Annotated in this window: 22 protein-coding genes; 19 read left to right on the top strand and 3 right to left on the bottom strand. The window is 43.4% G+C overall.

From position 1 onward, the window contains the following. Positions 1-91: 91 nt before the first annotated feature. Positions 92-1,117: a ketol-acid reductoisomerase gene (gene ilvC, locus H8716_RS10830; protein WP_249308846.1), complete on the top strand. Its 1,026-nt coding sequence runs from the start codon at positions 92-94 to the stop codon at positions 1,115-1,117. On the opposite strand, the gene H8716_RS10825 is transcribed toward ilvC, so the two are convergent. After that, the gene (locus tag H8716_RS10825; RefSeq protein WP_249308845.1) at positions 1,114-1,638 is read right to left on the bottom strand and encodes a TetR/AcrR family transcriptional regulator; all 525 of its coding nucleotides are present in this window, start codon (positions 1,636-1,638) and stop codon (positions 1,114-1,116) included. The two genes, ilvC and H8716_RS10825, sit on opposite strands and share 4 nt — an antisense overlap. 240 nt (positions 1,639-1,878) lie before the next feature. On the opposite strand from H8716_RS10825, the gene ftsH reads away from it, so the two are divergent. The 11 genes from ftsH to H8716_RS10770 all read left to right on the top strand — a co-directional run bounded on the left by ftsH (position 1,879) and on the right by H8716_RS10770 (position 14,697). Continuing rightward, positions 1,879-3,690 carry an ATP-dependent zinc metalloprotease FtsH gene (ftsH, locus tag H8716_RS10820; protein ID WP_249308844.1) on the top strand — a complete coding sequence of 604 codons (1,812 nt, stop codon included), beginning with the start codon at positions 1,879-1,881 and terminating at the stop codon, positions 3,688-3,690. A 36-nt stretch (positions 3,691-3,726) separates the two neighbouring features. Next, complete coding sequence (locus H8716_RS10815; protein ID WP_249308843.1) at positions 3,727-5,805, top strand: efflux RND transporter permease subunit; 2,079 nt, start codon at positions 3,727-3,729, stop codon at positions 5,803-5,805. Between the two features lie 171 nt (positions 5,806-5,976). Continuing rightward, a complete protein-coding gene (locus tag H8716_RS10810) occupies positions 5,977-6,186 on the top strand; it encodes a FeoA family protein (protein ID WP_117448133.1) in 210 nt (69 codons plus the stop codon). 15 nt (positions 6,187-6,201) lie between these two features. After that, on the top strand, positions 6,202-6,423 hold the full coding sequence (locus tag H8716_RS10805; RefSeq protein WP_117448134.1) for a FeoA family protein: 222 nt from the start codon (positions 6,202-6,204) through the stop codon (positions 6,421-6,423). A gap of 110 nt (positions 6,424-6,533) precedes the next feature. Next, a complete protein-coding gene (gene feoB, locus H8716_RS10800) occupies positions 6,534-8,684 on the top strand; it encodes a ferrous iron transport protein B (RefSeq protein WP_249308842.1) in 2,151 nt (716 codons plus the stop codon). A gap of 99 nt (positions 8,685-8,783) precedes the next feature. Then, a complete protein-coding gene (locus H8716_RS10795) occupies positions 8,784-8,933 on the top strand; it encodes a FeoB-associated Cys-rich membrane protein (RefSeq protein ID WP_249308841.1) in 150 nt (49 codons plus the stop codon). 100 nt (positions 8,934-9,033) lie between these two features. Beyond that, on the top strand, positions 9,034-10,476 hold the full coding sequence (locus tag H8716_RS10790; RefSeq protein WP_249308840.1) for a lipopolysaccharide biosynthesis protein: 1,443 nt from the start codon (positions 9,034-9,036) through the stop codon (positions 10,474-10,476). A 75-nt stretch (positions 10,477-10,551) separates the two neighbouring features. Then, positions 10,552-11,133 carry a xanthine phosphoribosyltransferase gene (locus H8716_RS10785; protein WP_249308839.1) on the top strand — a complete coding sequence of 194 codons (582 nt, stop codon included), beginning with the start codon at positions 10,552-10,554 and terminating at the stop codon, positions 11,131-11,133. 24 nt (positions 11,134-11,157) lie between these two features. Then, on the top strand, positions 11,158-12,471 hold the full coding sequence (locus tag H8716_RS10780; RefSeq protein WP_249308838.1) for a phenylacetate--CoA ligase family protein: 1,314 nt from the start codon (positions 11,158-11,160) through the stop codon (positions 12,469-12,471). Positions 12,472-12,562: 91 nt separating this feature from the next. Then, positions 12,563-13,525 (top strand): glycosyltransferase, encoded by a 963-nt coding sequence (locus H8716_RS10775; protein WP_249308837.1) that lies wholly within the window; start codon positions 12,563-12,565, stop codon positions 13,523-13,525. Beyond that, on the top strand, positions 13,522-14,697 hold the full coding sequence (locus tag H8716_RS10770) for an ATP-grasp domain-containing protein (RefSeq protein ID WP_249308836.1): 1,176 nt from the start codon (positions 13,522-13,524) through the stop codon (positions 14,695-14,697). The genes H8716_RS10775 and H8716_RS10770 overlap by 4 nt, the downstream gene beginning before the upstream one ends. A gap of 62 nt (positions 14,698-14,759) precedes the next feature. Here the strand turns inward: H8716_RS10770 and H8716_RS10765 are convergent, their stop codons facing one another. Further along, positions 14,760-15,125 (bottom strand): metal-dependent transcriptional regulator, encoded by a 366-nt coding sequence (locus tag H8716_RS10765; protein ID WP_249308835.1) that lies wholly within the window; start codon positions 15,123-15,125, stop codon positions 14,760-14,762. Positions 15,126-15,337: 212 nt separating this feature from the next. Between H8716_RS10765 and H8716_RS10760 the strand changes: the two genes are divergently transcribed. After that, positions 15,338-16,267 carry a DMT family transporter gene (locus tag H8716_RS10760; RefSeq protein ID WP_249308834.1) on the top strand — a complete coding sequence of 310 codons (930 nt, stop codon included), beginning with the start codon at positions 15,338-15,340 and terminating at the stop codon, positions 16,265-16,267. On the opposite strand, the gene H8716_RS10755 is transcribed toward H8716_RS10760, so the two are convergent. After that, positions 16,194-16,958 carry a hypothetical protein gene (locus H8716_RS10755; RefSeq protein ID WP_249308833.1) on the bottom strand — a complete coding sequence of 255 codons (765 nt, stop codon included), beginning with the start codon at positions 16,956-16,958 and terminating at the stop codon, positions 16,194-16,196. The two genes, H8716_RS10760 and H8716_RS10755, sit on opposite strands and share 74 nt — an antisense overlap. A gap of 145 nt (positions 16,959-17,103) precedes the next feature. Here H8716_RS10755 and pyrH point away from each other — a divergent pair, with 145 nt between their 5' ends. From pyrH to rseP, 6 genes are all read left to right on the top strand, one after another. Next, positions 17,104-17,799, top strand: coding sequence for a UMP kinase (gene pyrH / locus H8716_RS10750; RefSeq protein ID WP_249308832.1), 696 nt, complete (start codon positions 17,104-17,106; stop codon positions 17,797-17,799). Between the two features lie 26 nt (positions 17,800-17,825). Continuing rightward, positions 17,826-18,377 carry a ribosome recycling factor gene (gene frr / locus H8716_RS10745; protein WP_249308831.1) on the top strand — a complete coding sequence of 184 codons (552 nt, stop codon included), beginning with the start codon at positions 17,826-17,828 and terminating at the stop codon, positions 18,375-18,377. A 157-nt stretch (positions 18,378-18,534) separates the two neighbouring features. Further along, the gene (locus tag H8716_RS10740; protein ID WP_249308873.1) at positions 18,535-19,245 is read left to right on the top strand and encodes an isoprenyl transferase; all 711 of its coding nucleotides are present in this window, start codon (positions 18,535-18,537) and stop codon (positions 19,243-19,245) included. 1 nt (position 19,246) lies between these two features. Further along, entirely contained in the window at positions 19,247-20,056 is an 810-nt protein-coding gene (locus H8716_RS10735; RefSeq protein ID WP_249308830.1) for a phosphatidate cytidylyltransferase, read from the top strand. A 40-nt stretch (positions 20,057-20,096) separates the two neighbouring features. After that, on the top strand, positions 20,097-21,239 hold the full coding sequence (locus H8716_RS10730) for a 1-deoxy-D-xylulose-5-phosphate reductoisomerase (RefSeq protein WP_249308829.1): 1,143 nt from the start codon (positions 20,097-20,099) through the stop codon (positions 21,237-21,239). Position 21,240: 1 nt separating this feature from the next. Beyond that, positions 21,241-22,269 carry an RIP metalloprotease RseP gene (rseP, locus tag H8716_RS10725; protein WP_249308872.1) on the top strand — a complete coding sequence of 343 codons (1,029 nt, stop codon included), beginning with the start codon at positions 21,241-21,243 and terminating at the stop codon, positions 22,267-22,269. The last annotated feature ends 67 nt before the right edge of the window (positions 22,270-22,336 follow it).

Below are 22,336 nucleotides of genomic sequence, written 5' to 3'. Positions count from 1 at the left end.
ATTTTGAAAGTAAAGGAAAAATAACCCTTTTACTATATAAAATGTTTTTTTAAACAGACATTAAAAACTATATCAACGGAGGAATGAAAAAATGTCAGAAACAGCAAGAATTTTTTATCAGGAAGATTGTAACTTATCCTTACTGGAAGGAAAGACCATTGCCATCATCGGCTACGGCAGCCAGGGACATGCACATGCTCTGAACCTGAGAGATTCCGGATGCAATGTTATCATCGGTCTGTATGAAGGAAGCAAATCCTGGGCAAAAGCAGAAGCACAGGGATTTAAGGTATATACCGCAGCAGAGGCTGCTAAAAAAGCAGATATCATCATGATCCTGATCAATGATGAAAAACAGGCAAAGCTTTACAAAGAATCCATCGAACCAAACCTGGAAGAAGGAAATATGCTGATGTTCGCCCATGGTTTCAATATCCACTTTGGATGCATCAAACCACCAAAATATGTGGATGTAACCATGATTGCACCAAAGGCTCCGGGTCATACCGTAAGAAGTGAATATCAGGCTGGTAAGGGAACTCCTTGTCTGGTAGCAGTAGAACAGGATGCTACAGGAAAAGCAAAAGAACTGGCACTGGCTTATGGACTTGCAATCGGCGGAGCAAGAGCAGGTCTTTTGGAAACAACCTTCCGTGTAGAAACAGAAACAGACCTTTTTGGAGAGCAGGCAGTTCTTTGTGGCGGCGTTTGTGCCCTGATGCAGGCAGGCTTCGAGACACTGGTAGAAGCCGGATATGACCCGAGAAATGCTTACTTCGAATGTATCCATGAGATGAAGCTGATTGTAGACCTGATCTATCAGTCAGGATTTGCAGGAATGAGATACTCCATTTCTAACACTGCAGAATACGGCGATTATGTAACCGGACCAAAGATTATTACGGAAGATACCAAGAAAGCTATGAAGAAGATTCTGTCTGATATCCAGGATGGTACCTTTGCAAAAGACTTCTTGTTAGATATGTCTGATGCGGGAGCACAGGTTCACTTCAAAGCAATGAGAAAACTGGCTTCTGAACATCCGTCAGAAAAAGTCGGTGCAGAAATCCGTAAACTGTACAGCTGGAACGGAGAGGACAAACTGATCAATAACTAATGTAATTGCAAGAAAAGGTGCGCAAGATTTTGCGCATCTTTTTTTGTGTCAAAATGGTTCTGCTGACTGATTTGCAGTGTGTGGAAAAAAAGAGCAGGACCGTAAAAATCCAGAAACTGCTCCTGAAAATTTTTGTCAGCAAGATGTTCTGGCCAGTGATCTTTCAGTGAATGTTCAAGGAAAAGAGAAGTATACTGGCACATGAGATGTTCAAAGGCGCGATAGTGTGTGGATTCACAGAATCGGTTCAGCAGATGTCGGCAGGAACGAGCCATATCCAGATAAAGCTGCAGCATTTTTGCAGGGTCAGAGCAGCGCTCCGCTTTTTTACCCAGATCGGTCAATACTTCCTGACAGGACCAGTCAATTACATCTCCGATATCTTTAAAATGATAATAGAATGCCTGGCGGGAAATACTGCAGTGAGTGGCAAGCATCTGTACATTAAGTTTATCCAATCCTTTTTCTTCTATTAAAGAGAATAATTCTTTAGCAATCATTCGTTTCATATTAACGGGCATAATACTTTCTCCTGAAAATGCTGCTTGTTTTTCAAAACTATATAGAAAGAACAGACATAAAATATAAGATAGTATAGCAAAGATTACGAAAATAGAAAAGAATGAATTTTGACAGATTTGGAAAAGTGTAAAGAACTTGAACATATCGTGAAACTTGTATATTTTACAAATTTCAAATCTATGGTACAACTGTATATCAGATGTGAAAGACCCAAAAAAGTAAGAATGGAGGAAAAAGAGATGAACGAAGTAAAGACACCAAAGAAACCGTTTTATGTGTACTATGCGATAGTTCTGCTGGTATTGTTTCTGATAAATGCTCTTCTGGTTCCCAAAATTGCCGGACGTATGGTAAAACAGGTGGACTACGACACATTTATGAAGATGACGCTGGATAAGCAAATCGATGAAGTGGAAGTTCAGGACAATCAGATTATTTTTACTTCAAAAGATGATAAGACCATATATAAGACCGGGGTGATGAATGATCCTGATCTGACACAGAGATTGTATGACAGTGGAGCAAAATTTTCCAGTGAGATTGTGGAACAGATGTCTCCGATGCTTAGCTTTTTCATTTCATGGATTCTGCCGATTCTGATTTTTTATGTGCTGGGTCAGTGGATGTCAAAGAAGATGATGAAAAAAATGGGTGGCAGCAATTCCATGATGTTTGGTATGGGTAAGAGCAATGCCAAGATCTATGTAAAGTCTTCGGAAGGCATCAAGTTTGCTGATGTGGCAGGTGAAGACGAGGCAAAAGAGAATCTGACAGAGATCGTGGAATATCTGCATAATCCGGAAAAATATAAGGAAATCGGAGCATCCATGCCAAAGGGAATCTTGCTGGTAGGCCCTCCGGGAACCGGTAAAACCATGCTGGCCAAAGCAGTTGCCGGCGAAGCCAATGTTCCGTTTTTCTCCATGTCCGGTTCAGAATTTGTTGAGATGTTTGTAGGTATGGGAGCATCGAAAGTACGTGATCTGTTCAGTCAGGCAAAGGAAAAGGCACCATGTATCGTTTTTATTGATGAGATTGATGCCATAGGAAAAAAGCGTGACGGACAGATGGGCGGCAATGATGAAAGAGAGCAGACACTGAATCAGCTGCTGACGGAAATGGATGGATTTGAAGGCAATAATGGCGTGATGATTCTGGCGGCAACCAACCGGCCGGAATCGCTGGATCCGGCACTTCTCAGACCTGGACGTTTTGACCGTCGTGTTCCGGTAGAACTGCCTGACTTGAAGGGACGTGAAGAGATCCTGAAGGTGCATGCGAAGAAGATTAAACTGGCAGATAATGTAGATTTCACGAAGATTGCCAGAATGGCATCCGGTGCATCCGGTGCAGAACTTGCCAATATTACAAACGAAGCGGCTCTCCGGGCAGTGAGGGATGGCAGAAAGTATGCCACGCAGGCAGATCTGGAGGAGAGTATTGAGGTAGTTATTGCTGGATATCAGAAGAAGAATGCGATTCTGACAGATCATGAAAAACGTGTGGTATCTTACCATGAGATCGGTCATGCGCTGGTAGCTGCAAAGCAGACGAATTCTGCTCCGGTACAGAAAATCACGATTGTGCCGAGAACATCAGGAGCATTAGGGTATACAATGCAGGTAGATGAGGGAAATCATTATCTCATGACCAAGGAAGAAATGGAGAATAAGATTGCTACTTATACAGCAGGACGTGCAGCAGAAGAAGTGGTATTTGGATCCGTGACAACCGGTGCATCCAATGATATTGAACAGGCAACGAAACTGGCCAGAGCCATGATTACCCGTTATGGTATGAGTCAGGAATTTGATATGGTAGCCATGGAAGCGGTAACCAATCAATATCTGGGCGGAGACACATCGTTAAGCTGTTCAGCGGAAACACAGACACTGATTGATAAAAAAGTTGTGGAACTGGTAAAGAGACAGCATGAAAAGGCCGGACAGATTCTGCTGGAAAACAGAGAAAAGCTGGATGAACTGGCTACGTATCTGTATGAGAAAGAGACAATTACAGGCGAAGAATTTATGAAGATTCTGAATTCATAGAAGTCTGGAAGAAATGTAAAAGAGGTGTAGGAAATTATGAAAAAAATAGGCAAGGCGATTGCAAAAGGACGTTATCTGATCTTTATTCTGGCACTGGCACTTTTGGTGCCGTCCGCGATCGGGTATTTAAATACAAGAGTAAATTATGATATTTTAAGTTATCTGCCGGAATCTCTGGAAACGGTATCCGGACAGGATATTATGGTAGATGAATTTGGCATGGGAGCGTTTTCCATGGTCATTGTAGAAGGCATGGATAATAAAGATGCGGCTGCACTGGAAACGGATCTGGAGACTGTCAATCATGTAAAAGAAGTGTTATGGTATGATGATATGCTGGATTTAAGTGTTCCGGTATCTATGATTCCGGACAGCATCCGAGATGCATTCTTCCAGGGGGATGCAACCATGATGATTGCATTGTTTGATAATACGACTTCCGCAGATGAGACCATGGAAGCCATCACTGACATGCGTAAGATGGTGGGAAAAGACTGCTTCATCAGTGGTATGAGTGGAGTTGTTACAGACATTAAGAACCTGGCACTTCAGGAAATGCCAGTTTATGTTGTGATTGCATCGTTACTGTCATTACTGGTGCTGTTGCTGACCACTGATTCCTTTGTACTTCCATTTATTTTCCTGTCAAGTATAGGATTTGCTGTCGTATACAATATGGGTACGAATATTTTCCTGGGGCAGATTTCCTATATTACACAGGCACTAGTTGCAGTATTGCAGCTGGGTGTTACCATGGACTATTCCATTTTCCTTCTTCACAGTTACGAGGAAGCCAAACCGAATTATGAGAACCGTAATGATGCTATGGCGGAAGCCATTGCCAATACATTTATTTCTGTAGCAGGCAGCTCAGTTACTACGGTAGCTGGTTTTGCAGCATTGATTTTCATGACTTTTGAACTGGGACGTGACCTGGGTATCGTTATGATTAAGGGGGTAGTGATCGGTGTGATTTGCTGTGTTACGGTATTACCTTCTATGATTTTAATTTTTGAAAAAGCGATTGATAAGACCAGACACAAACCATTACTGCCATCCATGGATAAGATCTCTGATTTTATCATCAAACATTCCTGGATCTGGCTGATTCTGTTCGTTGTCGCTTTTGTGCCGGCACTGAATGGAAATAATGGTGTAGAGCTGTACTACAACATTGACAGTGGACTTCCGGATACTCTGGACAGTGCAATTGCCAATAAGAAGCTGTCAGACGAGTTCCATATGAGTAATGTGCATCTGATCATGGTAGACAGTAGCCTGGATGCAAAATCAAAAAAAGAGATCCTGAATAAAGTGGAAGATGTGGATGGCGTGAAATGGGCACTTGGCTTAAACTCTGTAACCGGTGAGATGATTCCGGATAGTATGATGCCGAAGAAGCTGACTTCCAAACTGAAATCAGATAACTATGAGATCATGTTTGTGTGCTCTGATTATTCAGCAGCAACAGATGAAGTCAACGCACAGATTGCCTCTATCAATGACATTGTAAAATCCTATGACCCGACAGGAATGGTAATCGGAGAAGCACCTCTGATGAAAGACCTGGAGGATACGACCAGTGTCGACCTGGTAACGGTAAATACAGTATCCATACTGGCGATCTTTGTAATCGTTATGATTGTATTTAAATCGATTTCACTGCCGGCAATTCTGGTAACAGTAATTGAATTTGCAATCTTTGTAAATATGGCGTTCTCCTATTACAGAGGAATTTCCCAGCCATTCGTGGCACCGATTGTAGTAGGAACCATTCAGCTGGGTGCAACGGTAGACTATGCGATTCTGATGACGAACCGTTATAAGACGGAACGTATGGCAGGCAGAGAAAAACATGAGGCAATTTCCATTGCACATAAGACTTCCTTCAAGTCAATCCTGACCAGTGGATTGAGTCTGTTTGCAGCGACGATTGGTGTGGCACTGTATTCGAATATTGATATGATTCGTTCTATTGTAATTCTGCTGTGCCGTGGAGCAATTATCAGTATGATCATTGTACTGGTACTGTTGCCTGCAATGCTGACACTGTTTGATAAATTAATTTGTTATACCACAATTGGAATGCGCGGCTGTGCGAAGAAACAGAAATAAAAGAGTAATTTAAGAAAAAGGCGAAACATGGGGACTGTGTTTCGTCTTTTTTTCTGAAAAAAATATGAAAAAAGTAAAATTTTCCTCATGAAATATCCTTGACAACTAATCAACGTTAGCATATACTTACAAAGTAGTCATTGAAATGTTAAGAAAAGGAGAGGATGACATATGCCATTAACGATGGCCAGGACAGGCGAAGAATGCACAATTAAAAAAGTGGGAGGCAAGTCCGAAACAAGACGTTTTCTGGAAAGCCTTGGTTTTGTGGTTGGCGCAATAGTGACTGTAGTATCCGAGAACGCCGGCAATCTTATTGTGAATATCAAAGAATCAAGAGTTGCCATTGACAAGACAATGGCTAATAAGATCATGGTTTAACGGGAAGGAGAATTTATGAACACATTAAGAAATGTTTCTGTTGGAAAGACTGTGACAGTAAAAAGACTGCATGGGGAAGGTCCGATTAAGAGACGTATTATGGATATGGGTATCACAAAGGGCGTACAGGTATATGTGAGAAAAGTAGCACCTCTTGGAGATCCGATTGAAGTAACTGTAAGAGATTATGAATTATCTCTTCGTAAAGCAGATGCGGAAATGATCGAAGTGGAATAATTTTTTTTGACCATAGGTTTGCTCGCACTAATAAAAAATAGCACTTAGCAACAGAAGTGAGCAAATGATATAATAATATAGTCTTATAAAACAAGAAGGAGTAAAAATTTATGTCAGTCAAGATTGCACTTGCAGGTAACCCAAACTGCGGTAAAACGACACTGTTTAATGCACTGACAGGTTCCAATCAGTTTGTTGGTAACTGGCCGGGTGTTACAGTAGAAAAGAAAGAGGGTAAATTAAAAGGTCATAAAGATGTTACCATCATGGACCTTCCTGGTATTTATTCATTATCTCCATATACACTGGAGGAAGTAGTTGCCAGAAACTATCTGATCGCTGAAAGACCAGATGCCATTCTGAATATCATTGATGGTACCAATCTGGAAAGAAACCTGTATCTGTCCACACAGCTGATGGAACTGGGTATCCCGGTTATTATGGCTGTCAACATGATGGATATCGTGGAAAAGAATGGCGATAAAATACATATCGACAAGTTGAGCAAGGCTTTGGGATGTGAAGTTGTTAAGATTTCTGCTCTGAAAGGAACAGGAATCAAAGAAGCAGCAGAAAAGGCTGTAAAGGTTGCTCAGAATAAGAAGATCTCTACACCGGTTCACGAATTCCAGTCCGATGTAGAAGCTGTTATCACAGAAGTAGAAAACAGACTGGGCAACAGCGTTCCGGAAGAACAGAAGAGATTCTTCGCAATCAAGCTTCTGGAAAGAGATGATAAGATCAAAGCTCAGATGACATCTGCACCGGATGTATCTGCTGAGATTAACGAACTGGAAAATAAGATGGATGATGATACTGAAAGTATTATCACAAATGAAAGATATGTGTATATTTCTTCCATCATCAAGAGTTGTTATACCAAGAACAAGACTGGTGAAAAGCTTACTATCTCTGATAAGATTGACCGTGTAGTAACCAACCGTTTCCTGGCACTGCCGATCTTCGCAGTAGTGATGTACATTGTATATTATGTTTCTATTACAACCGTAGGTGCATTCCTGACAGATTGGACCAATGATGTGCTGTTTGGCGAGATCATTCCTCCTGCAATTGAGAGTTTCCTGACAGCCGTTCACTGTGCTGACTGGTTACAGGGACTGATTCTCGACGGTATTGTTGCCGGTGTAGGTGCCGTACTTGGTTTCGTACCTCAGATGCTGGTATTGTTTATCTTCCTGGCATTCCTGGAGTCCTGTGGCTACATGGCACGTGTTGCGTTCATCATGGACCGTATCTTCCGCAAGTTCGGTCTTTCCGGAAAATCATTCATTCCAATGCTGATCGGTACCGGATGTGGTGTTCCTGGTGTTATGGCTTCCAGAACCATCGAGAACGAACGCGACAGACGTATGACAATCATGACCACAACCTTTATCCCTTGCGGTGCGAAACTTCCAATCATTGCCCTCATCGCAGGTGCACTGTTTGACGGAGCTTCATGGGTAGCACCAAGTGCTTACTTCGTGGGAGTTGCAGCAATTATTATTTCTGGTATCATCTTAAAGAAAACGAAGATGTTTGCCGGCGATCCTGCACCATTCGTTATGGAACTTCCGGCATATCACTGGCCAACAGTTAGTAATGTACTGAGAAGTATGTGGGAACGTGGATGGTCCTTCATCAAAAAAGCAGGTACAATTATTCTCCTTTCTACCATCATTCTGTGGTTCTTGATGAGCTTTGGATGGGTAGACGGATCCTTCACTATGCTGGAGGCAGAACAGCTGGATGCAAGTATTCTTTCTAAGATTGGTAGTGCAATTGCATGGATCTTTGCTCCTCTTGGATGGGGCGACTGGAAGATGGCAGTTGCAGCAGTCAGCGGTCTGATCGCGAAAGAAAACGTAGTTGGTACATTCGGTATGCTCTTCGGTTTTGCAGAAGTAGCAGAAGATGGTACAGAGATCTGGGGACAGCTGGCAAGCAGCATGACTCAGCTGGCAGCTTACTCTTACCTGGTATTCAACCTTCTGTGTGCTCCTTGCTTTGCAGCTATGGGTGCAATTAAGAGAGAGATGAATAATACCAAATGGTTCTGGTTTGCAATCGGATATCAGTGCTTATTTGCTTATGTTGTTTCCCTGTGTGTATATCAGATTGGTATGCTGGTAACAGGCGGTGGATTCGGAATCTTCACAGTAGTAGCAATCCTTCTGATTGTTGGAATGATCTACTTGCTGTGCCGCCCTTACAAAGAAAGCACTACATTAACAGAAAATGTAAAAGTAACAGCAAAATAAAAAAACTGAAATCGGTGCACATTTTCTGGTGCACCGATTTGTTTTTCGGTGTATACTATAACATCATGAGTACAGTTTGAAAGAAAGGATGTGTGACATATGGGAACACTTTTCGTAGGAGCAATTGTAGTTTTAATCGTTGTAGCAATCATCCGTAATATGATCAAAGATAAAAAAGCAGGAAAATCCATTCAGTGCGGCGTTGGATGCGAGCATTGCGGAGGCCACTGTAATCACAACTGCCATTAAAATGCACTGTAGAAAAGACGTTTACAGTTGCAAAAGAGACTGGGTTCGAGGTATAATATACCACGGGCTCAGCCTCTTTTTTGATTATAGGAGAAAAATAATGAAAGACGAATCTTTAAATAAACTGGCGGTAAAATCTGGTATTTTTTTTGTAGTATGTCAGATGCTGATCAGAGGAATCAGTTTTGCCACGACACCGATTTATACCAGATTGCTGTCTACAGAGCAGTTCGGCCAGATCCGTGTCTATGAATCCTGGCTGCAGATCGCAGTGCCGATCATGTCATTATGTCTGTGGCGAAGTGTAGAACGGGCCAAATACGATATGAGAGAGAAGTTTGATTCGTATACTTCTGCAGTACAGAATCTTTCGTACATTTCTATTGCGCTGATGATCGGAATCTGTCTGTTGTTTAAGCCACAGATTCAGAAGTTCTGCGGCATGGACGATGTGATGCTGTACACGGCATTTGGTTATATTTTTTCTTATACCAGTGTGTTGTATATGAACCGTCGAGAGAAACAGAGCATGCGTTATAAGTTTGCAACGATCGCATCCATTCTTCTTGTGGTGCCGGCAACAGTCATTTCCATAGGCTGGCTGTACATAGGGAATGTCAGAGGAGAATTTGACCAGTTAGTACATTACCGTATCCTGGGCTTTTATATTCCGCAGATCATCGGCGGCCTGATCATTGCCCTGATTATGGCGGTGCAGGGAAAGAAGCTGTTTTCCAGAGAATACTGGAAATACGGACTGATGTACAGTATTCCGCTGATTCCGGAAGTATTGTCTATTCAGATTATGAATCAGGCAGACAAGATCATGATTCAGAACCTGGTGGGAGAATGGGAGACAGGTATTTTTGCTGTTGGAACGACGGTGTCGTTTATTATCTGGATTTTGGAGGACTCCGTATGGAGCGCCTGGCTTCCATGGTTCTTTGAAAAAATATCCAGAGGGGAATCTTCAGATGTGGAAAAACCATGGGAAACAGTAATGCAGACTTTTGGTATGATTTCCTGGCTGGTAGTTATGCTGACACCGGAGATTGTCTGGATCCTGGGTGGAAAGAAAAATATGGCGGCGATCTGGGTGATTGCACCGATGGTGACTGGTACGTTGTTTCGTTTTTACAGTTACAGCTATACGGCAATTCAGAATTATTATAAGAAAACGGCACAGGTGGCACTTGGAACCATGCTGGCCATGGCGGTAAATGTGGTGCTGAATTACATCTGTATTCTGCAGTTTGGTTATCAGGCAGCAGCCTATACCACAGCCATCAGCTATGCATTTTTGCTGGTACTGCAAGGCTGGCAGGAAATGAAGATTACGGGACAGCGGATCATTCCGCTTCGTATCACACTGAAGTATGCGGCAGTGTTTTTCGGACTGAATCTGATTTCCATGTCAGCGTATAAGATGACCTGGTATCTGCGTTATCTGCTGATCCTGGCAGGATGTGGTTTTGCAGCGAAAAATATACTGCCGCAGTTCCTTGGAATTCTGAAAAATATCAGAACGAAAAAAAGTAAATAAGCTGTGTTGAAAGAACACGGAAATTGTGTTATAACCTTATTAATATTGGTTATGTTACGCAGGAGGAAGTAGTAAATGAAGCTTTTGGAAGATCGTATTCGTAAAGATGGCAAAATAAAAGAAGGAAATGTACTGAAGGTAGACAGTTTTCTGAATCATCAGATGGATGTGAAGCTGTTTCATGAGATTGGACTGGAATTCAAACGCAGATTTGAAGGAAAAGAGATTAACAAGATCCTTACAATTGAGGCTTCAGGTATTGGAATTGCCTGTGTAGTAGCAGAAGTATTTGATGTGCCGGTGGTATTTGCAAAGAAGACACAGACTAAGAATATTGCAGGAGAAGTATATCGTACACAGGTTGAATCATTTACCCACGGAAGAGTATATGATATCATCGTTTCTAAGGAATTTCTTGGAAAGGATGACAAGGTTCTGCTAATTGATGATTTCCTTGCCAATGGTAAAGCACTGGAAGGATTGAGCACACTGGTGCAGGATTCCGGAGCAGAACTGGTAGGTGCCGGCGTGGTAATTGAAAAAGGATTCCAGGTTGGTGGACAGATCATCCGTGACAGAGGAATTCATCTGGAATCCCTGGCAATTGTAGAGAGTATGGATGATAAGAACGGAACGATTGTATTCCGTGAGCAGTAGAGAAGTTAAGATAGGAAGAGATATATGTCATTTGTAATAGAAAAGAAACTGAAAAACGTCATGACCTTTTATTATCTGATGAAGCTGGATAAGAAGATCCCGACAGACAGGAAGTTTATCCGGAAGCGTCAGGGAAAGAAGGTACATGAACTGATGAAGTGCGCCTACGAGGTGCCATTTTACCGGGAGCGCTTTGACCGGTGCCATCTGACACCGGACGATTTTCGCAGTGCAGAAGATCTGGCGAAGTTCCCTGTACTGACCCGTGCAGATCTGCGTGAATGGATGCAGAAAGAGTATGATGCACATCCGGAGATGCATGAGAGGTGGAATGTGCTCAGTACCAGCGGATCTTCCGGAACACCATTAAAGTTCCTGCAGACTCAGAGAGAATCTGCCTGTGTGGATGCGAACTGGATTCGTGTACTGATGTATGCGGGATATCATCCACTGCGTGGTAAGTTGTTCTCCTTTGAGACCAGCCATAAGCATGTGGATGCGAAAAAGGGAGATTCCATTATTCAGAAGTTTGGACTGATGAGACGTCGCGTGGTATCTGAGAAGAACTGTGTGGGAGAAGGTATTCGTGATATTCTGAATGAAGTAAATGAATATCAGCCGGATGTGCTGTGTTTCCGGCGTAACTGTCTGGTGCGTATGGCATTGTATGCACAGCGTAACAATATGAAGGTACACAAGCCGAAGATCTATGTTCCGGTCAGTGAGATGGTAGATGACATGACACGCAAAGTGCTCGCTGAGACATTCGGAGATGGACTGATGGATGCATATGGAAGTTCCGAGACAGGAAGCTGTATCATTCAGGTACCGGGAGCAGAGCTGTATTATATCAACAGTGATACCCATGTGGTGAATATCTATGATGAAGAGCAGCATCTTGCTGATGAAGGAAAGGTCATTATTACTACTCTGTTCAAGAAGGACTTCCCGATTATCAATTACGAGATCGGTGACAGAGCATCTTCTGTGACGGTGGATGGTGTGCGTTACATTAAGAACATCAAGGGAAGGGTCAACGACCTGGTAAGACATGAACACAGTGATGAGACATCTGCGCTGGAACTGATGAAGATACCGAATGGAATAGTAGGCATTGCCCAGTTTCGTTATATTCAGGAGTCTTATCACGACATGAGAATCCAACTGGTAAAGGATCCGGCAAATAATGCCCATACGAAGGAAGAGATCGAAGACTTTTTCCAGAAGAAGATGGCAGATCTGTTCGGAGAAGAATTCCAGCTTCATTTTGACTGGCTGGATGTAATTCCACCGGATGAAAACGGAAAGATGCGCTGCTTTGCCTGCAAGATGCAGTAAAAGACAGTGTATACAAAAGAGAATGAAAAAGCTGTTCAGAAGATCATTTTTGTGAAGAAACTGGACAGACAGTAATCAGGAGGTGATCAGGGTGTTATATTCGTTTGTGATTCCCTGTTATAAGTCTTCCAAGACCATCCGTAAGGTTGTGGAGATGACCATGAAGGAGATGGACAGGCTGGGACGCAGAGAATATGAATTCGTACTGGTAGATGACTGCTCACCGGATGATGGAGAGACTATGGCGGCTCTTATGGGACTGGTAAGAGACTACGCCTGTGTGAAGGCGGTAGAACTGGCAAAGAATGCAGGTCAGCATAATGCTGTTATGGCAGGTTTGAATGAAGGAAGCGGAGATGTATTTATTGCTATGGACGATGATATGCAGACACATCCGTCCCAGCTTGGGGCGCTTCTTTCCGAGTTTGATAAAGGCTTTGACATTGTATATGGATATTATGAGCATAAGGAACACAGTAAGTTCCGTAATTTCGGAAGCTATGTCAATTATATGACAGTGCGGATTCTTCTGAAAAAACCGAAGGATCTGAAGACTTCCAGTTTCTGGGTAATCCGCAGGTTTGTGCGGGACTATGCAGTAGAATATAAGAGTGCCTATACACATTTGCAGGGACTGTTTTTACGTACGACACGGAATATCAGTTCTGTGCCAATTCAGCATTTTAAGCGAGAAGTAGGTACCTCTAATTATACATTTAAGAAACTGATTAAGCTCTGGTCCAATATACTGGGATTTTCCATTGTACCACTGCAGATGGCTACCTATACTGGATTTTTCTTTTCTGTGGTTGGAATACTGGCAGCACTTGGAGTAATTATTTTAAAATTTGTACGCCCGGCAACGTACATAGGCTGGCCGTCCATGATGGCTACCATATGTTTCTTTTCGGGACTGAATCTGATGTTCATGGGAATTATCGGAGAGTATGTGGGAAGAATTTTCCTTGGAATGAGCAAGAATCCACAGTATGTGGTGCGTAAGGTACATTGTAAGGAAGAAGAGTGCCCGGAAAATGAAAGGGAGAAAGCATGAAAAAGCTGATGATTATGGGTGCCGGTATCTATCAGGTGCCATTGATAAAAAAAGCAAAAGAGATGGGGATCTATACGATCGTAGTCAGCATTCCGGGAAATTATCCGGGATTTGCCCTTGCAGATAAAGTAATCTATGAGAATACGGTAGATTATGAACGAATTCTGGAGGTTGCAAAAGAAGAGAAGATTGACGGAATCGTGACGGCGGGAACAGACGTGGCAGTCATTACCATTGGTAAGGTCTGTGATGAACTGGGACTTGCAGGAATCAGTTTTGAGGCTGCAAAGATAGCTTCTAATAAGATCCTCATGAAGCGGAAATATGAAGAATATGGTGTGCGCACCGCCCGTTTCCGTGAGATTGGATTTGATGAAGACCTGAAAGAAAAGATACAGGGGCTGAACTTCCCTATGATTGTGAAGGCAGTAGACAGTTCAGGCAGCCGTGGTATTACAAGAGTGAATGCAGAGACAGAGTTTGATGCTGCAGTAGCAGCGGTAAAGTCTGTGACAAGAACAGATCATTTCATTGTGGAAGAATTCATTGAAGGAAAAGAATTCGGAGCGCAGGCATTTGTACAGAATGGAAAGCTGAAGTTTGCGCTGCCTCATGGAGATTATGTATTCCAGGGAGACACTGGTGTACCGATCGGTCATTTCGCACCATATGAATTAAGCGAAGAAGTGATCAATGACGCAGAGGAGCAGCTCGAAAAGGCAATTCAGGCTATGGGTTTAAATAACTGTGCGATTAATGCGGATTTCATCTTAAAAGATGATAAGACTTATGTGCTGGAACTGGGAGGCCGTTCAGGAGCTACCTGTCTGGCAGAACTGGTATCCATCTATTATGGATATGATTATTATGAGAAGCTGATCCGTGCAGCTCTTGGTGAAGATCTGGAGTTCCCACAGAATCATGCAGTACCAAATGCCAGCATGCTTCTTAGAAGTGACAGGGATGGAGTGATCCGCTCTATTGTCAATCACAATGTGGAAGAACCGAATATCTGTGAGATCCAGTTTGACTATAAAGTGGGAGATGCAGTGAAGAAGTTCCATGTAGGACCGCATCGGATCGGTCATGTGATCACAAAGGGCGAGACGCTGGAGAAGGCTGTGGAGAAGCTTCATGAAGCCATGGACAAGATTGAGATTGTTGTGGAATAGAAGGACAGTTTCAAAAACAAGATAAAAAAGAGACCGCGCAGGTCTCTTTTTTAGTTCATACATTATTTATGCAGTACATATTTTTTAATTGCCTGAAAACTTTCAGGACTGATCACATGTTCCATTTTGCAGGCATCTTCTGTGGCAACTGTCGGATCTACGCCAAGACTGATCAGCCAGGATGAAATCAGCTGGTGACGCTCATAGATCATCTCAGCGATAGCGCGGCCGGATTCTGTCAGATAAATAAAACCGGCATCAGTGACTGTAATATGCTCCTTCTCTCTCAGATTCTTCATGGCGATGCTGACACTGGATTTTTTGAAACCAAGCTCATTCGCAATGTCTACGGAACGAACGACCGGAAGCCGTTTGCTTAAGACCAGTATTGTTTCCAAATAGTTTTCTGCAGACTCATTTACTACCATTGCAATTTCCCCTAACTTTACTAAAAAACGATTCATTACATTGTTAAGTATAACACAATTCAGTTAGTTAAGCAAACAGATATTTATTGCAATTCACAAAAGGCTGTACTACAATAATTACTGTTCATTTTGCGCTTAGTAACATATTTTGCGGAAGAGTGATACAAGAATGCTTGCTTTATGATACCGTGCATGAAAGGAAAAGAGGAAAAATGAAAACAAGACAGATGAAAAATGCTGGAATACTGTTGCTGACTGCGATTATATGGGGATTCGCGTTTGTGGCACAGAGTGTGGGAATGGATTATGTAGGACCGTTTACCTTCAACTGTGTGAGACTTTTTATAGGAGCATTGGTTCTGCTCCCATACATTGCGCTGTCAGATAAGTTAAATGGAACAGATACCGGAAAACAGGGAGAAAAAAAGCATAAGACAGGTCGTGAAGAATGGATTGGAGGGATCTGCTGTGGTTTTGCACTGGCGACAGCAAGCTGTCTTCAGCAGATAGGTATTATGCATACGACGGTAGGAAAGGCAGGATTTATTACCGCCTGCTATATTTTACTGGTTCCGATATTTGGACTGTTTTTCCACAAAAAATGTGGAATTCTGGTGTGGATTGGTGTCATTCTGGCAGTGATTGGACTGTATTTTCTGTGTATTAATGAGAATCTTACCATTGGCAGAGGGGATATCATGGTATTTTTATGTGCCATTGTGTTTGCCATACATATTCTGGTGATTGATCATTTCTCTCCGAAGACTGACGGGGTGCGAATGTCCTGCATCCAGTTCTTTGTCAGTGGCGTGCTCTGTCTGGGGCCTGCACTGATTCTGGAGCATCCGCATCTGGGACAGCTCCTGGCAGCATGGCAGCCGATTCTGTATGCAGGCGTCTTATCCTGTGGGGTAGCGTATACGCTTCAGATCATTGGTCAGAAAGGAATGAATCCTACAGTGGCATCCCTGATCCTGAGTCTGGAATCTGTCATATCAGTACTGGCAGGTATCCTGGTTCTGAGAGAGATGCCAACTGCAAGAGAAGTTCTGGGATGTGTCTTAATGTTTACTGCGATTTTGCTGGCGCAGCTTCCGGATCCTGGGAAGAAGGAGCCGTCCAGTCCGCAAGCAGACGAATAAATTCCAGAGCGTTATCCTGATGTTTACTGCCGGCAGTTATCATCAGGATCGCTTCACTGGCTGTCCCGCCATAATAGGTGTAGAGCGCAGTGTTTGAGATATCAATGCCATAAGGAAGTTCTTCGCCCGTGTTGACAACCTGGTCATCATTATCCCGCTCTACGATCTGACCGGTAACCAGATGGTCTGAGAAGGTGGCCAAGAGATCATCGGTAAGCACAGAAGAAAGATCCAGACAGAAGCCGGCTTCGCTTTTAGAATCAAAGGTTTCGCGGTCACAGATGATCACATCCAGGTCACTGGTAACCAGCTTCGTGGTAAAAGCCATCTGCTGATTGGCGTCGTCCAGATTGTAGTTGGTTACTGTCAGAATCTGATCCTTGCCGGTTGCCTGAAAGGAACTTTTAAGAAAAGCAGCCAGATCATCGGCATTTGCCAGGGCTGCTTCATTGACAGCGGTTATATTCAGGATTGTTTCCTGATGGCGGAAAAAGATGGTATAGACCAGATTAGCGCCTATGGCGATCAGAACTACAGCCAGAATACAGAATTTTAAATAATAATCTTTGAAATATTGCAGCTTTTGACGACCGGAGAGAGAGGAAATGTCTTTTTTCCCAATCGTGTCATCCCGTTTCTGATACAGGATGGAATCGTCGTCAAGAGCTGTTTTTTTCTGTTTTACGTCCATGATAAAATCCCCTTTTCTTTCTTTCTATAAAGTCTAACATGGAATGAAAAAAAAGTGTATAAAATCTTTGTGAAGTATGTTATACTGTGAGAAAGTGGGAACTGTATATGCAGTGTCTCAAAAGATAGTGATAAAGGGGTAAGAAATGAAACGAGTATTACTGAAATTAAGCGGAGAAGCTCTGGCAGGCGATAAGAAGATGGGCTTTGATGAACCGACCGTAATTAAGGTGGCTCAGCAGGTAAAGCAGCTGTCTGATGCGGGTATTGAGATCGGTATTGTAATCGGAGGCGGTAACTTCTGGCGAGGACGTTCCAGTGAGAATATTGACCGTACCAAGGCAGACCAGATCGGAATGCTGGCTACTGTTATGAACTGTATTTATGTATCAGAGATTTTCAGATCGGTCGGTATGATGACACAGGTTCTCACGCCATTTGAGTGTGGATCCTTTACCAAGCTGTTTTCCAAGGACAGAGCGAACAAGTATTTTTCCAGAGGAATCGTGACATTCTTTGCAGGCGGAACCGGACATCCATATTTTTCAACAGATACTGCTACGGTACTTCGTGCCATTGAGATCGAGGCAGATGTGATCCTTCTGGCAAAATCCATTGACGGTGTTTACGACAGTGATCCGAAGTCGAATCCGAATGCTAAGAAGTATGAAGAAATCAGCATTCAGGAAGTGATCGACAAGAGACTGGGTGTAGTAGATCTGGCAGCTTCTATTTTATGTATGGAAAATAAGATGCCATTGCTGGTGTTCGGGCTGAATGAAGAAAACAGCATTGTGAATACCGTGAACGGAGTATTTAACGGAACAAAAGTAACTGTTTAGAAGACAGAGTAATCAGGAGGACAGAGATGGACGAGAGAATTAAAATATATGATGAGAAGATGACAAAGACTTACAACAACCTGCTTTCCGAGTTTGGTTCTATCAGAGCAGGCCGTGCGAATCCACATGTACTGGACCGTATTATGGTAGATTATTACGGATCCCCGACACCGATTCAGCAGGTGGGTAATGTGAACGTACCGGAACCACGCATGATTCAGATTCAGCCATGGGAGAGCAGCATGCTTAAGGCAATCGAGAAAGCAATCATGTCTTCCGATCTTGGAATCAATCCTACCAACGACGGTAAGGTAATACGCCTGGTATTCCCGGAACTGACAGAGGAGCGCAGAAAGGATCTGGCAAAAGAAGTTAAGAAAAAAGGGGAAGCTGCCAAAGTAGCAGTGAGAAATATCCGTCGTGATGCCAATGATGCATTTAAGAAACTGAAAGGTTCAGATGTATCAGAAGATACCATTAAGGAACTGGAAGAGCAGGTTCAGAAGCTGACTGACAAGTACATCAAGGAAGTAGATAAAGCAATTGATGAAAAGTCCAAGGAAATCATGACTGTATAAGAAAAACTGGCTCATGTCTGAGAGCAGAGTACAGATACAAGAGAGAAAGAGTCTTGAAACAGAGCACAAAAGATACACGGCTGCGGCAGATGGATGTCTGCGGCAGCCTTTGTTCTTTGTTGTTACAGGAGGTTATATGGAAGAAGGAAGAGAAGCTTTGCGGATTCCACAGCATGTGGCTATCATATTGGATGGCAACGGAAGATGGGCGAAGAGTAAGGGAATGCCGAGAAACTACGGACATTCCAGAGGAGCCAAGAATCTGGAAGTCATCTGTGAAGATGCGTATAATATAGGGATTAAATATCTGACCGTTTATCTGTTTTCCACAGAGAACTGGAAGAGGTCAAAGGAAGAAGTGGATGGACTGATGCGCCTGTTCCGCAGTTATACGAAGACTTGCATCAAGACTGCACAGAAGAATAACATGAAGGTGCGTGTACTTGGCGATCCGACAGCACTGGATCCGGACCTGCAGGAGAGCCTGAAGAAGCTGGTGGATAGTTCTAAGGATAATACCGGACTGAATTTTCAGATTGCTATTAATTACGGAAGCAGAGATGAGATTGTCCGTGCTATCCGTCATCTGGCTACAGACTGTCTGGATGGCAGGGTAAAACCGGAAGAGATTACAGAAGAGATGTTTTCCGGCTATCTGGATACCAGAGAAGTGCCGGATCCGGATCTGCTGATCCGTACAAGTGGAGAACTGCGTCTATCCAATTATCTGATGTGGCAGCTGGCTTATACAGAATTCTATTTTACAGACATTCCATGGCCGGCTTTTACCAAAGAGAATTTATGGCAGGCAATTGAAAAATACAATAAGAGAGAGCGCCGGTATGGCGGCGTCATAGAGGAAAAATAATATGTTTGGTGTAAGACTTCGAAGTGGAATTATTCTGGTGGCACTGGCGCTCCTGACGATCATATCCGGTGGATATGTATTGTTTGGCACACTGCTTGCCATTTCACTGATCGGACTGGGAGAACTGTATCGTGCAGCCAGGATCCAGAAGAAAGACGCAATGGGACTGGCGGTGACCGGCTATCTGGCGACGGTTGTTTACTATGGAATGCTTCTTTTGAAGTTGGAGAATTACAGTACGATTCTGCTGATCTTTATTTTGGTGGCATTTCTATTCGTATATGTATTTACCTTTCCGAAGTATCAAAGTGAGCAGGTGATGGGAGCTTTTTTTGGGGTAGTATATGTCAGTGTGATGCTGTCTTATATTTACCAGACAAGAAATCTTACAGACGGTGCTTATCTGGTATGGCTGATTTTCCTGTGCTCCTGGGGCTGTGACACCTGTGCCTACTGTGTTGGTATGCTGATCGGAAAGCATAAGATGTCTCCGATCCTCAGCCCGAAAAAGTCTGTAGAAGGAGCTGTAGGTGGCGTAGTGGGTGCTGCCATTCTGGGAGCAATCTATGCAGCGGTGGTCGGGAAATATCTTCAGGCAGAGAATCAGGTAGTGATGTATGCAGTGATCTGTGCCGTGGGAGCTTTGATTTCCATGGTAGGAGACCTGGCGGCATCTGCAATTAAGAGAAATCATGAGATCAAGGATTATGGTACATTGATCCCTGGACATGGCGGAATTCTGGACCGTTTTGACAGTGTGATTTTTACCGCACCGATTATTTATTTTCTGGCAAGTACATTCATTCATTAAAAAAAACACAAGTTTATGAGATGATATAGAGGTAAGAATTATGAAGACAATCGCAGTGCTCGGTTCGACCGGGTCCATAGGAACACAGACTCTGGAAGTAGTCAGAGCCAATGGAGATCTGAAGATTGCTGCACTGGCAGCAGGACGCAATGTAGAGCTTCTGGAAAAGCAGATTCGGGAGTTCTCTCCGCGTGTAGTGGCAGTATGGGAAGAAGAAGCAGCAAGGAAATTAAAGACGGCAGTCAGTGATATGGATGTGAAGATCGTGACAGGCATGGATGGTTTGATTGAGATCTCCACACTGCCGGAAGTGGAAGTTCTGGTAACGGCTATTGTGGGAATGATCGGTATCCGTCCTACTGTAGAAGCAATCAAGGCAGGCAAGGATATTGCTCTGGCAAATAAAGAGACACTGGTGACTGCCGGACATATTATTATGCCGCTGGCGAAAGAACATAATGTCAGGATCCTGCCGGTGGACAGTGAACACAGCGCCATCTTCCAGTCGCTGAACGGAGAACATCATGAGCAGATTGATAAACTGTTGATTACTGCGTCCGGTGGTCCGTTCCGTGGAAAGAAGAGAGCAGATCTGGAAAAGGTAAAAGTGGAAGATGCCCTGAAGCATCCCAACTGGGCAATGGGACAGAAGATTACCATTGATTCTGCTACACTGGTAAATAAGGGCCTTGAGGTTATGGAGGCAAAATGGCTGTTTCATGTAGATCTGGATCAGATCGAGGTAGTGGTACAGCCGCAGAGTGTGATCCATTCCATGGTACAGTTTGTGGATGGGGCAGTGATCGCACAGCTGGGTACGCCGGATATGAAGCTGCCAATTCAGTATGCACTGTACTATCCAGACCGTCGTTATCTGACTGGAGAACGTCTGGATTTCGCGAAGCTGGGACAGATTACGTTTGAAAAGCCGGACATGGAGACTTTTCTTGGATTACCGCTGGCATTACAGGCGTCCAGAATAGGTGGATCTATGCCGACGGTTTTCAATGCGGCAAATGAGCGGGCAGTCAGCAAGTTCCTGCACAGAGAGATTGGATTCACAGATATTTATCAGATTATTATCGAAAGTATGGAGCATCATAAGGTACAGCAGCAGCCTACAATAGAGGACATTCTCGATACAGAGAAAGCAACTTATGAATTTATTGAAAGCAGGTGGTAGATTGAGCATTCTGATAGCACTGATTATCTTCAGTCTGATCATTATTTTCCATGAACTTGGACATTTTTTACTGGCAAAAGCGAATGGAGTCACTGTTGTGGAATTTTCTCTCGGTATGGGACCAAGACTTTTAAGCAAGGTGTGGCACGGAACCAGATATTCCTGGAAGCTATTGCCGTTTGGCGGTTCCTGCATGATGCTGGGAGAAGATGAGGCAGCAGGAGAAGAAGGATCCTTTGGAAGCAAGTCTGCGCTGGCAAGGATTTCTGTGATTGCAGCAGGACCGATTTTTAACTTCATTATGGCATTTGTGGCAGCCGTAATTATTACGGCATGTGTTGGTTATGATCCGGCAGTCGTAAGGGATGCTACAGATGGTTTCCCAGCACAGGAAGCCGGTATTCAGACCGGAGATGTGATTACTCAGATGAATGGAAAGCACATTCAGCTGGCAAGAGAGGTAAGCAATTATGTGTCTTTCCATCAGGGAGAGACAGTTACTGTTACTTATGAACGGGATGGAGAGACCTATGTCACCACATTGGAGCCGAAGGCGACAGAGGATGGCAGACAGCTTCTGGGACTGTCCATGAACAGTGGATATATCAAAGGCGGTATAGGTAAGACGCTGTTTTACGGTGTCTATGAAGTAAAATACTGGATCGACATTACCCTGCAGAGTTTGAAGATGTTGGTAAAAGGACAGGTGGGTGTGAAAGACATGTCCGGTCCTGTTGGCGTGGTGGATATGATCGGTGAGACTTACACAGAGAGTGTCCAGATCAGCTGGTATGCAGTCTTTATCAATATGCTGAATATTGCCATTCTTCTGTCGGCCAACCTGGGAGTTATGAACCTTCTTCCACTGCCGGCACTGGATGGTGGACGTCTTGTATTCCTGATTCTGGAACTGATTCGTGGAAAACGTATCAATCCGGAAAAAGAAGGTATGGTACATTTTATCGGACTGATGGCGTTGATGGTGCTTATGGTGGTGGTACTATTCAGCGATGTGATGAAGTTAATATAAGATACTAAGCGCATAAGCATGAATTAATCCGCATGGTGTCTAAAACAAAGCGTCTGTGTGAAAATAC

The organism is Jingyaoa shaoxingensis (assembly GCF_014385005.1).
GTDB lineage: Bacteria > Bacillota > Clostridia > Lachnospirales > Lachnospiraceae > Marvinbryantia > Marvinbryantia shaoxingensis.
The sequence above is the reverse complement of the archived record's forward strand: the minus strand, read 5'-3'. Positions and strand labels throughout refer to the sequence as shown.

What these genes read in the sequence shown, in the direction of transcription:
- H8716_RS10735 (WP_249308830.1), top strand. Translation starts at nt 19,247, where the DNA reads ATGTTTGGTGTAAGACTTCGAAGTGGAATTATTCTGGTGGCACTGGCG.
- ilvC (WP_249308846.1), top strand. Translation starts at nt 92, where the DNA reads ATGTCAGAAACAGCAAGAATTTTTTATCAGGAAGATTGTAACTTATCC.
- ftsH (WP_249308844.1), top strand. Translation starts at nt 1,879, where the DNA reads ATGAACGAAGTAAAGACACCAAAGAAACCGTTTTATGTGTACTATGCG.
- H8716_RS10785 (WP_249308839.1), top strand. Translation starts at nt 10,552, where the DNA reads ATGAAGCTTTTGGAAGATCGTATTCGTAAAGATGGCAAAATAAAAGAA.
- H8716_RS10810 (WP_117448133.1), top strand. Translation starts at nt 5,977, where the DNA reads ATGCCATTAACGATGGCCAGGACAGGCGAAGAATGCACAATTAAAAAA.
- H8716_RS10825 (WP_249308845.1), bottom strand. Translation starts at nt 1,638, where the DNA reads ATGCCCGTTAATATGAAACGAATGATTGCTAAAGAATTATTCTCTTTA.
- H8716_RS10780 (WP_249308838.1), top strand. Translation starts at nt 11,158, where the DNA reads ATGTCATTTGTAATAGAAAAGAAACTGAAAAACGTCATGACCTTTTAT.
- pyrH (WP_249308832.1), top strand. Translation starts at nt 17,104, where the DNA reads ATGAAACGAGTATTACTGAAATTAAGCGGAGAAGCTCTGGCAGGCGAT.
- frr (WP_249308831.1), top strand. Translation starts at nt 17,826, where the DNA reads ATGGACGAGAGAATTAAAATATATGATGAGAAGATGACAAAGACTTAC.
- H8716_RS10795 (WP_249308841.1), top strand. Translation starts at nt 8,784, where the DNA reads ATGGGAACACTTTTCGTAGGAGCAATTGTAGTTTTAATCGTTGTAGCA.
- H8716_RS10760 (WP_249308834.1), top strand. Translation starts at nt 15,338, where the DNA reads ATGAAAACAAGACAGATGAAAAATGCTGGAATACTGTTGCTGACTGCG.
- H8716_RS10765 (WP_249308835.1), bottom strand. Translation starts at nt 15,125, where the DNA reads ATGGTAGTAAATGAGTCTGCAGAAAACTATTTGGAAACAATACTGGTC.
- H8716_RS10790 (WP_249308840.1), top strand. Translation starts at nt 9,034, where the DNA reads ATGAAAGACGAATCTTTAAATAAACTGGCGGTAAAATCTGGTATTTTT.
- H8716_RS10805 (WP_117448134.1), top strand. Translation starts at nt 6,202, where the DNA reads ATGAACACATTAAGAAATGTTTCTGTTGGAAAGACTGTGACAGTAAAA.
- H8716_RS10770 (WP_249308836.1), top strand. Translation starts at nt 13,522, where the DNA reads ATGAAAAAGCTGATGATTATGGGTGCCGGTATCTATCAGGTGCCATTG.
- H8716_RS10755 (WP_249308833.1), bottom strand. Translation starts at nt 16,958, where the DNA reads ATGGACGTAAAACAGAAAAAAACAGCTCTTGACGACGATTCCATCCTG.
- H8716_RS10730 (WP_249308829.1), top strand. Translation starts at nt 20,097, where the DNA reads ATGAAGACAATCGCAGTGCTCGGTTCGACCGGGTCCATAGGAACACAG.
- H8716_RS10815 (WP_249308843.1), top strand. Translation starts at nt 3,727, where the DNA reads ATGAAAAAAATAGGCAAGGCGATTGCAAAAGGACGTTATCTGATCTTT.
- feoB (WP_249308842.1), top strand. Translation starts at nt 6,534, where the DNA reads ATGTCAGTCAAGATTGCACTTGCAGGTAACCCAAACTGCGGTAAAACG.